The 10,266-nt window shown below is 43.6% G+C and carries 7 protein-coding genes and 1 pseudogene; 6 read left to right on the forward strand and 2 right to left on the reverse strand.

What is annotated here, in order from left to right; genetic code table 11:
• Positions 1-111 precede the first annotated feature (111 nt).
• Complete coding sequence (gene galU, locus ACUW6H_RS07910; RefSeq protein ID WP_049490103.1) at positions 112-1,011, reverse strand: UTP--glucose-1-phosphate uridylyltransferase GalU; 900 nt, start codon at positions 1,009-1,011, stop codon at positions 112-114.
• Between the two features lie 21 nt (positions 1,012-1,032).
• Positions 1,033-2,049 carry an NAD(P)H-dependent glycerol-3-phosphate dehydrogenase gene (locus ACUW6H_RS07915; RefSeq protein WP_454363878.1) on the reverse strand — a complete coding sequence of 339 codons (1,017 nt, stop codon included), beginning with the start codon at positions 2,047-2,049 and terminating at the stop codon, positions 1,033-1,035.
• 206 nt (positions 2,050-2,255) lie between these two features.
• Here ACUW6H_RS07915 and ACUW6H_RS07920 point away from each other — a divergent pair, with 206 nt between their 5' ends.
• From ACUW6H_RS07920 to ACUW6H_RS07945, 6 genes and pseudogenes are all read left to right on the forward strand, one after another.
• The gene (locus tag ACUW6H_RS07920; RefSeq protein WP_454363880.1) at positions 2,256-3,962 is read left to right on the forward strand and encodes an ABC transporter ATP-binding protein; all 1,707 of its coding nucleotides are present in this window, start codon (positions 2,256-2,258) and stop codon (positions 3,960-3,962) included.
• Between the two features lies 1 nt (position 3,963).
• Entirely contained in the window at positions 3,964-5,730 is a 1,767-nt protein-coding gene (locus tag ACUW6H_RS07925; RefSeq protein ID WP_454363882.1) for an ABC transporter ATP-binding protein, read from the forward strand.
• Between the two features lie 139 nt (positions 5,731-5,869).
• Complete coding sequence (locus tag ACUW6H_RS07930) at positions 5,870-6,559, forward strand: gamma-glutamyl-gamma-aminobutyrate hydrolase family protein (protein ID WP_454363884.1); 690 nt, start codon at positions 5,870-5,872, stop codon at positions 6,557-6,559.
• Between the two features lie 168 nt (positions 6,560-6,727).
• A complete protein-coding gene (locus tag ACUW6H_RS07935) occupies positions 6,728-8,077 on the forward strand; it encodes a glucose-6-phosphate isomerase (RefSeq protein ID WP_000018244.1) in 1,350 nt (449 codons plus the stop codon).
• A 128-nt stretch (positions 8,078-8,205) separates the two neighbouring features.
• On the forward strand, positions 8,206-9,666 hold the full coding sequence (gene gltX, locus ACUW6H_RS07940; protein WP_454363886.1) for a glutamate--tRNA ligase: 1,461 nt from the start codon (positions 8,206-8,208) through the stop codon (positions 9,664-9,666).
• An 11-nt stretch (positions 9,667-9,677) separates the two neighbouring features.
• A pseudogene (locus ACUW6H_RS07945) lies at positions 9,678-10,112 on the forward strand (cytidine deaminase family protein).
• Positions 10,113-10,266 lie beyond the last annotated feature (154 nt).

Genomic DNA, 10,266 nt, shown 5'->3' on the forward strand with positions numbered 1-10,266 from the left:
GTTAAATGCGAGCACCGATTCGGTTGCTAATAAGTCATCTGCAAAGATGGCTTTTTTATTGCAAGCTTCAACAAAAAAACAAAGCCCTTATTTAAGAGCTTTGTTTTTCTTCTATTCCCCCCCAGCCAGCTCTTTCCCGAGTTGAATGAGGTAGTCTTTCAAGTCGTCTTTGACTTGTGGGTGTTTGAGAGCGTAGTCGATGGATGTTTTCATAAAGCCAAACTTATCTCCGACATCGTAACGAGCCCCTTTGAACTCACGAGCAAATACACGTTGTGTTTTATTGAGGGTATCGATTGCATCTGTCAGCTGAATTTCATTTCCTGCACCTGGAGCTTGGTTTTCGAGGATTTGGAAAATTTCAGGTGTGAGGAGGTAGCGTCCGATGATAGCAAGGTCGCTAGGAGCATCCTCTGGCGCAGGTTTTTCAACGAAGGTTTCAACGCTGTAAAGACCATCTTTCCCTTCTCCTTGCGGAGCAATAACCCCATAGGCAGATACTTCGTCGTGAGGGACAGGCATAACAGCGATAGTAGACGCGTGAGTACGCTCGTAGTCATCCATGAGTTGTTTGGTAAGTGGAACAGCCTTTTCGTCTGTGATATCCATCAAATCATCACCAAGCATAACGACAAAAGGTTCATTTCCGACGAAAGCCTTGGCTTGTAAAACAGCATCTCCGAGACCACGTGGATGCGTTTGACGGATAAAATGCAGGCGCATGCCGGTTGTCTCATCAACCAGCTTCAAAAGATCTGTTTTCCCTTTTTCTTTGAGGTTGTATTCCAATTCGAAGTTTGAATCAAAATGGTCCTCGATGGAACGTTTTGACTTACCTGTAACAACCAAGATATCTTCGATGCCAGACTTGAGGGCTTCTTCAACGATAAACTGGATAGTTGGCTTGTCTACGATTGGCAACATTTCCTTGGCCAAGGCCTTAGTTGCTGGGAGGAAGCGAGTTCCCAATCCAGCGGCTGGGATGACTGCTTTTCTGACTTTTTGTTTCATGATGTTCCTTTCTATAAGGGTCTACGACCATTCGTTTTCTGCTTTAAATTCATTGCTCATGATGTCAGTGATTGCTTCTTTGATATTGACACCTTCGTAGATAATTCGGTAAATAGCCTGTGTGATTGGCATGTAGACACCTAATTCCTGAGCCAGTTCGTAAGCTGCTCGCGTTGTTGAAATGCCTTCAATGACCATACCCATGTTTGCTTCGATGTCTGCGAGGGATTCTCCACGACCGAGAGCATCACCTGCCCTCCAGTTACGAGAGTGGACAGATGTCCCAGTTACAATCAAATCCCCAACTCCAGAAAGACCGCTATAAGTCAGAGGATTAGCTCCCAGAGCGACCCCTAGACGGGTGATTTCAGCCAAGCCACGGGCAATGATAGCTGCCTTGGCATTGTCGCCAAATCCTAGACCATGTAGTGCTCCAGCGCCAACTGCGATGATGTTTTTGAGAGCACCAGCGGTTTCAACTCCGATAACATCCGTATTAGTATAGAGACGGAAGTAGTGATTGCTAAAGAGATTTTGGACGTACTGAGCAGTTTCAAGGTCTTTGGAGGCAGCAGTGATCAAGGTAATATCCCGTACAATCGTTTCCTCAGCATGGCTAGGTCCTGAAACAACGACGACTTCACTACGAAGGTCAGCTGGGATTTCCTCTTCAAGAATAGTCGATAGGCGTTTGTGGCTATCTGGTTCCAATCCTTTGGAGGCATGCATGATGACAACCTTGTGATTGAGTACCTTTGCTACTTGTTGGGCAACCAGTCTCGTTACTTTTGTTGGGACTACAAATAAAACAGCATCCACATCCTTTAGTGTTTCTTCTAAGTCATGATAGGCTTTGATTTTTTCGTCCAGTAAGATATCTTTGAAATAGCGTTTGTTTGTATGCTGGTTATTGATTTCATCGATTTGTTCAGGGACATTTCCCCAAATGCGAACTTCGTGTCCATTGTCGTTTAGGACCTGCGAAAGGGCAGTTCCCCAAGAACCAGGACCCAAGACAGCGATGGTTTGTTTCTTCATCTTTTCCTCCTTGTAAGAGTTCTTCCTTTCATTTTACCATAAAAAGCCTTTTCATGCATCACCTGTAGATGAAAGCGCACTAATTTATAACAAGGAGACTTCTTTGACAAGATGCCTCTTTTTTGCTAGAATAGCATCAATATGAACGAATGAGAAGGAGCTGACGCAGGATGTCGCTCCCTTTATCTATTTTATTAGGAGGAAATATGCTGATTAAAAAAATAAAAACCTATAAATGGCAGGCCTTGGCATCCTTAATGATGACAGGCTTGATGGTTGCGAGTTCGCTCTTGCAACCGCGCTATTTGCAAGAGGTGTTAGAGGCTTTGTTGGCCGGAAGAAATGAGGCTATTTATAGTATTGGCGCTTGGCTGATAGGAGTAGCCCTAGTCGGTCTCGTTGCAGGTGGGGTCAATGTAACGCTTGCAGCCTATATTGCTCAAGGAGTGTCTTCGGATCTTCGGGAAGACGCCTTTCGCAAGATTCAGACCTTTTCTTATGCCAATATCGAGCAGTTTAATGCTGGCAACCTTGTCGTCCGTATGACCAATGATATCAACCAAATTCAGAACGTGGTGATGATGGCTTTTCAAATCCTCTTCCGTCTTCCTCTTCTCTTTATCGGTTCCTTTATCTTGGCGGTTCACACTCTTCCGTCACTTTGGTGGGTCATTGTCCTCATGGTGCTCCTAATCTTTGCACTCACAGCCATCATGATGGGGATGATGGGGCCACGATTTGCTAAGTTTCAAACTCTTCTTGAACGGATCAATGCTATCGCTAAGGAAAATCTACGTGGTGTGCGCGTGGTCAAATCCTTTGTACAAGAAAAAGCACAATTTGACAAATTTACTGAGGTTTCAGATGAACTTCTCGGACAAAATCTTTATATCGGTTATGCCTTCTCAGTTATAGAACCCGTTATGATGCTAGTCGGCTATGGAGCGGTCTTCCTCTCTATCTGGTTGGTGGCTGGAATGGCTCAGTCAGATCCGTCTGTAGTGGGCTCGATTGCTTCCTTTATCAACTATCTCAGCCAGATTATCTTTACCATCATCATGGTTGGATTTTTAGGGAATTCTGTCAGTCGTGCCATGATTTCCTTGCGTCGTATCCACGAAATTCTAGATACCGAGCCAGCGATGGCTTTTAAAGATCTCCCAGATGAAGAGTTAGAAGGAAGCCTCTCTTTTGAAAATGTGACCTTCACCTATCCTAATGATGATGAGCCTATGCTGAAGAATGTAACCTTTGAAATTGCGCCTGGTCAGATGGTCGGTGTGGTTGGGGCTACTGGAGCAGGGAAGTCCACTCTAGCTCAGTTAATTCCACGACTTTTTGATCCGCAGGAGGGATCTATCAAGATTGGAGGCAAGGATATTCGAGACGTCAGCGAGGGAACCTTGCGTAAAACAGTTTCCATCGTCTTGCAACGTGCTATTCTCTTTAGCGGAACCATTGCAGATAATCTTCGTCAAGGGAAAGGCAATGCCAGCGTGTCAGAAATGGAACGTGCAGCACGGATTGCCCAAGCCAGTGAATTTATCGGACGCATGGAAAATAAATTTGAGAGTCAGGTCGAAGAACGAGGCACCAATTTTTCTGGTGGACAAAAACAACGGATGTCCATTGCCCGTGGGATTGTCAGCAATCCCCGTATCCTGATTTTTGACGATTCGACTTCGGCATTGGATGCCAAGTCAGAAAGACTCGTACAGGAAGCTTTGAATAAAGACCTGAAAGGGACGACAACCATTATCATCGCTCAAAAGATTAGTTCAGTCGTCCATGCAGACAAGATTTTGGTTTTGGATCAAGGGCGTTTGATTGGAGAAGGACGGCATACAGACTTGGTAGCTAACAATGCCGTCTACCGCGAAATATACGAAACACAAAAGGGAAAGGAGGAATAAAATGAAAACCGTTCGATTTTTCTGGAATTATTTTAAAGTTTACAAGTTCTCCTTTGTCATTGTGATTCTGATGGTTGCAGTTGCGACGATTGCCCAAGCCCTCTTTCCAGTTTTTTCAGGCCAAGCAGTGACGGAGCTCGCTAACCTAGTTCTAGCTTATCAAAATGGGACTTCCGAACTAGCCTGGCAGAGTTTATCAGCTCTGATGCTGAATCTAGCTCTGGTTGTTCTCGCCTTAGTAGTATCCAGTTTGATTTACATGACCTTTATGACCCGTGTGATTGCTGAGTCGACAAATGAGATGCGTAAGGGTCTCTTTGGCAAACTTTCTCGTTTGACGGTTTCTTTCTTTGACCGCCATCAGGATGGCGACATCCTTTCTCGCTTCACGAGTGACTTGGATAACATCCTTCAAGCCTTCAATGAAAGCCTAGTTCAGGTTATGAGCAATATTGCTCTTTACATCGGTTTGATTTTTGTCATGTTTTCAAGAAATGTGACGCTAGCCCTGATAACAGTAGCCAGCACTCCAGTGGCCTTTCTCATGTTGGTTTTCATCGTGAAAATGGCCCGCAAGTACACCAATCTCCAGCAAAAAGAGGTTGGGAAACTCAACGCCTACATGGACGAGAGTATTTCTGGACAGAAAGCTGTTATCGTACAAGGAATTCAAGATGACATCGTAGCAGGCTTTGTGGAGCAAAATGAGCGCGTGCGCAAGGCAACCTTTAAAGGGAGAATGTTCTCAGGCATCCTATTTCCTGTTATGAATGGGATGAGCTTGGTCAATACGGCCATCGTTATTTTTGCAGGTTCTGCGGCCTTGCTGAACGATCCAAGTATCGAAACAACAACAGCCCTAGGTTTGATTGTCATGTTTACCCAATTTTCTCAGCAGTACTACCAGCCAATTATCCAGGTGGCTGCGAGTTGGGGGAGTCTCCAGTTGGCCTTTACTGGAGCGGATCGTATCCAAGAAATGTTCGATGCAGAAGAAGAGATTCGTCCGCAAAATGCGCCTGCCTTTACGGAATTGCGAGAAGGTGTTGAAATCAGTCATATTGATTTCTCTTATGTGCCAGACAAGCCGATTTTAAAAGATGTTAGCATTTCAGCTCCTAAGGGGCAGATGATAGCAGTTGTCGGTCCGACTGGTTCAGGGAAAACGACCATCATGAACCTCATCAATCGCTTCTACGATGTGGATGCAGGTAGCATTTCTTTTGATGGCAAAGACATCCGTGACTACGACTTGGACAGTCTGCGGAGCAAGGTCGGGATTGTCTTGCAGGATTCGGTCTTGTTTAGTGGAACGATTCGGGACAATATCCGCTTTGGTGTGCCAGATGCCAGTCAGGAAATGGTCGAAGCAGCTGCCAAGGCAACTCATATTCATGACTATATCGAAAGCTTGCCTGACAAGTATGATACCCTTATTGATGATGAGCAAAATATCTTCTCGACTGGTCAGAAACAATTGATTTCCATCGCTCGGACCTTGATGACAGATCCCCAAGTCCTAATCTTAGATGAAGCGACTTCCAATGTCGATACCGTAACAGAAAGCAAAATTCAACATGCCATGGAGGCAGTTGTAGCAGGACGAACCAGTTTTGTCATTGCCCATCGTCTCAAGACCATCCTCAATGCCGATCAGATTATTGTCCTCAAAGATGGAGAGGTCATTGAACGTGGAAATCATCAGGAACTCTTGAAACTAGGTGGCTTCTACTCAGAACTCTATCACAATCAATTTGTCTTTGAATAAAAAAGAAGTTGTCCTCGTTGGGCAGCTTTTTCTTGACCATAAAAAATACTTATCACGGTCTTTTAAAAAACATATTAGACAGCAGAGAGCTTGAATGATAAGATAGGACTATCGTTAGAAAATCGAAAGGAGACACATCATGGCTAGAACGGTTGTAGGAGTTGCTGCAAATCTATGTCCTGTAGATGCAGAAGGGAAAAATATCCACTCATCTGTATCCTGTAAATTTGCAGAGAGCATTCGTCAAGTCGGTGGTCTTCCTTTAGTAATTCCTGTAGGGGATGGGTCCATTGTTCGCGATTATGTGGAAATGATTGACAAACTCATCTTGACAGGTGGGCAAAATGTCCATCCTCAGTTTTATGGAGAGAAAAAGACCATTGAGAGCGATGATTACAACCTTGTACGCGATGAGTTTGAACTAGCTCTCTTGAAAGAAGCGCTCCGTCAGAATAAACCAATTATGGCAATCTGTCGTGGGGTTCAGCTTGTCAATGTTGCTTTTGGCGGCACCCTCCACCAAGAAATTGAGGGTCACTGGCAAGGCTTGCCTTTCGGGACCTCTCATTCTATTGAGACAGTAGAAGGAAGCGTGGTGGCTAAGTTGTTCGGCAAAGAAAGCCAAGTCAACTCAGTCCATCGACAAAGTATCAAAGACCTAGCACCTAATTTCCGTGTGACGGCTGTAGATCCTCGCGATCAGACAGTGGAAGCGATTGAGTCTATTGACGAACATCGTATCATTGGTTTGCAGTGGCATCCAGAGTTTTTGGTCAATGAAGAGGACGGCAATTTAGAACTCTTTGAGTATTTATTAAATGAATTGTAACGGTTAGAGTCTCTAGCCGTTTTTATTCGTCCTTTCAGAATTTTAATATTTCAGCGTTTTTACGCAAACGTTTGAATTATGATAAAAATTGGGTAAATTCAATAAAAAAGCTTGAAAAAATCGAAGGTAAGCGTTATGATAGAAAAGAAGAAATTTTGGAGGATTATCATGTCACATATTAAATTTGATTATTCAAAAGTTTTAGACAAATTTGTTGCCCCACATGAAGTGGAATACATGCAAGCACAAGTAACAGCTGCAGACGAATTGATTCGTAAAGGAACGGGTGCTGGTAGCGACTTTTTGGGTTGGTTGGACCTTCCTGAAAACTACGACCGCGAAGAATTCGACCGCATCTTGAAAGCTGCTGAACAAATCAAGTCAGATAGCGATGTCTTGGTTGTGATCGGTATCGGTGGATCTTACCTTGGTGCCAAAGCAGCCATCGACTTCTTGAACCACCACTTTGCTAACTTGCAAACAAAAGAAGAACGCAAAGCTCCACAAATCCTTTACGCTGGAAACTCAATCTCCTCTACTTACCTTGCTGACTTAGTAGAGTACGTAGCTGACAAAGACTTCTCAGTAAACGTGATTTCTAAATCAGGTACAACAACTGAACCAGCCATTGCTTTCCGTGTCTTCAAGGAACTCTTGGTTAAGAAATACGGTCAAGAAGAAGCCAACAAACGTATCTATGCCACAACTGACCGCCAAAAAGGTGCTGTTAAGGTTGAAGCAGATGCCAACGGTTGGGAAACATTCGTGGTTCCAGATGACATCGGTGGACGCTTCTCAGTATTGACAGCAGTTGGATTGCTTCCAATTGCAGCATCAGGTGCAGACATCAAAGCCCTCATGGAAGGTGCGAATGCAGCTCGTAAAGACTACACTTCAGACAAGATTGCTGAAAATGAAGCTTACCAATACGCAGCAGTTCGTAACATCCTTTACCGCAAAGGCTATGCTACTGAAATCTTGGTAAACTACGAGCCATCACTTCAATACTTCTCAGAATGGTGGAAACAATTGGCTGGTGAGTCAGAAGGGAAAGACCAAAAAGGGATCTACCCAACTTCAGCTAACTTCTCAACTGACTTGCACTCATTGGGTCAATTTATCCAAGAAGGAACTCGTATCATGTTTGAAACAGTTGTCCGTGTTGACAAACCACGTAAGAACGTGATTATCCCTACTTTGGAAGAAGACCTTGACGGACTTGGTTACCTTCAAGGAAAAGACGTTGACTTTGTAAATAAAAAAGCTACTGACGGTGTTCTTCTTGCCCACACTGACGGTGACGTACCAAACATGTACGTAACTCTTCCAGAGCAAGACGCTTTCACTCTTGGTTATACTATCTACTTCTTCGAATTGGCAATTGCCCTTTCAGGTTACTTGAATGCCATCAACCCATTTGACCAACCAGGTGTTGAAGCATACAAACGCAACATGTTTGCACTTCTTGGAAAACCAGGATTTGAAGAATTGAGCAAAGAGCTTAACGCACGTCTATAAATAGAAGAAAAGAGTGGCTTGCCCACTCTTTTTACTCTCTTTATTCGTAGACATTGGACTCAGGCGAGACTTGTGATATAATATAGAAAGCAAAAAGGCAGACGCCTAGAGACTTTATAGGAGAAACTATGTCAAAAGATATCCGCGTACGCTACGCACCAAGTCCAACAGGACTCCTACACATCGGAAATGCCCGTACAGCATTGTTTAACTACCTTTACGCACGCCATCATGGTGGAACTTTTATCATTCGTATCGAAGATACAGACCGAAAACGCCATGTTGAGGATGGTGAACGTTCTCAGCTTGAAAATCTTCGCTGGTTGGGTATGGATTGGGATGAAAGCCCAGAAACTCATGAAAATTACCGTCAGTCTGAGCGTTTGGAACTCTATCAAAAATACATTGACCAACTCTTAGCTGAAGGAAAAGCCTACAAATCATACGTTACAGAAGAAGAGTTGGCAGCTGAACGCGAACGCCAAGAAGCAGCTGGTGAAACACCACGTTACATCAATGAATATCTTGGTATGAGCCAAGAAGAAAAAGCAGCTTACATCGCAGAGCGTGAAGCGGCAGGTATTGTCCCAACCGTTCGTTTGGTTGTTAATGAGTCAGGTATCTACAAATGGCATGATATGGTCAAAGGCGATATCGAATTTGAAGGTGGTAATATCGGTGGTGACTGGGTAATCCAAAAGAAAGATGGTTATCCAACTTACAACTTTGCTGTTGTGATCGATGACCACGATATGCAAATTTCTCATGTTATCCGTGGAGATGACCACATTGCCAACACACCAAAACAGCTTATGGTTTATGAGGCTCTTGGTTGGGAAGCTCCAGAGTTCGGTCACATGACTTTGATCATCAACTCTGAAACGGGTAAAAAATTGTCTAAACGCGACACCAATACCCTTCAGTTTATCGAAGACTACCGTAAAAAAGGCTATTTGCCAGAAGCTGTCTTTAACTTTATCGCCCTTCTTGGTTGGAATCCTGGCGGGGAAGATGAAATCTTCTCTCGTGAAGAACTCATCAAGCTCTTTGATGAAAACCGCCTCAGCAAGTCTCCAGCAGCCTTCGACCAGAAGAAACTAGACTGGATGAGTAACGACTACATCAAGAGAGCTGACTTAGCAACTATCTTTGAGATGGCAAAACCATTCCTAGAAGAAGCAGGGCGTTTGACTGACAAATCAGAGAAAATGGTAGAACTCTACAAACCACAAATGAAGTCAGTTGATGAGATTGTTCCATTGACAGATCTTTTCTTTGCAGATTTCCCAGAGCTGACAGATGCTGAGCGCGAGGTCATGGCAGGAGAAACCGTTCCAGTTGTTCTAGAAGCCTTCAAAGCGAAACTAGAAGCAATGACAGATGAGGAGTTTGTGACAGAAAACATCTTCCCACAAATCAAAGCAGTTCAAAAAGAAACGGGTATTAAAGGAAAAAATCTCTTCATGCCAATTCGTATTGCTGTATCAGGTGAAATGCATGGACCAGAATTACCAGATACGATTTACCTATTAGGTCGTGAGAAATCTATCCAGCATATCGATAATATGCTCAAAGAGATTTCTAAATAAAAGGACTTCAGATGGATACATGGGAAAAAATGTATGAAGAAGCACGAACCTTATTCAATCCCCATGAAGTTTCTGACTTTGTTTAAGCTAACCATGTTGTTGCTGCGATAGAAGCAGAAGATGGTCAAATCTTCACAGGATTTTGTATGGAGGGCACTTGTGGCATTTTTCATCTTTGTGCAGAACGAGCGGCTCTCTTCAATATGTATCAATTTTCAGGACAAACTAAAGTTAAGAAGATCCTCGCCTTTCGAGATAAACCTCCCTATGGCGAAGGATCAGGTATGCCCTGTGGCGCTTGCAGAGAATTTCTCTTAGAATTGAATGCTGAAAACAAAGAAGCAGAGTTCATGATGAACTACGAAACAAGAAAAACAATCAAAGTTGCCGAGTTGATTCCTTACTGGTGGGGAGAGGAACGTGCGACTAATTGGCAAGATAAATAGAAGGAGTCAGTTTAACTGGCTCTTTTCCCTAATCTTTTCAGAATTTTGATAAAGAGGAAAAAAGTTCTTGACAAAGGGAGAAAAGAAGGTATAATAGAAAGAGTCGAAAAGCTCAGGTCCGTTGGTCAAGGGGTTAAGACACCGCCTTTTCACG

Source organism: Streptococcus sp. 151470009-6, assembly GCF_053628175.1.

Excerpts from the sequence above, each read along its gene's own strand:
- ACUW6H_RS07930 (WP_454363884.1), top strand. The coding sequence starts at position 5,870 with ATGGCTAGAACGGTTGTAGGAGTTGCTGCAAATCTATGTCCTGTAGAT.
- ACUW6H_RS07925 (WP_454363882.1), top strand. The coding sequence starts at position 3,964 with ATGAAAACCGTTCGATTTTTCTGGAATTATTTTAAAGTTTACAAGTTC.
- ACUW6H_RS07915 (WP_454363878.1), bottom strand. The coding sequence starts at position 2,049 with ATGAAGAAACAAACCATCGCTGTCTTGGGTCCTGGTTCTTGGGGAACT.
- galU (WP_049490103.1), bottom strand. The coding sequence starts at position 1,011 with ATGAAACAAAAAGTCAGAAAAGCAGTCATCCCAGCCGCTGGATTGGGA.
- gltX (WP_454363886.1), top strand. The coding sequence starts at position 8,206 with ATGTCAAAAGATATCCGCGTACGCTACGCACCAAGTCCAACAGGACTC.
- ACUW6H_RS07935 (WP_000018244.1), top strand. The coding sequence starts at position 6,728 with ATGTCACATATTAAATTTGATTATTCAAAAGTTTTAGACAAATTTGTT.
- ACUW6H_RS07920 (WP_454363880.1), top strand. The coding sequence starts at position 2,256 with ATGCTGATTAAAAAAATAAAAACCTATAAATGGCAGGCCTTGGCATCC.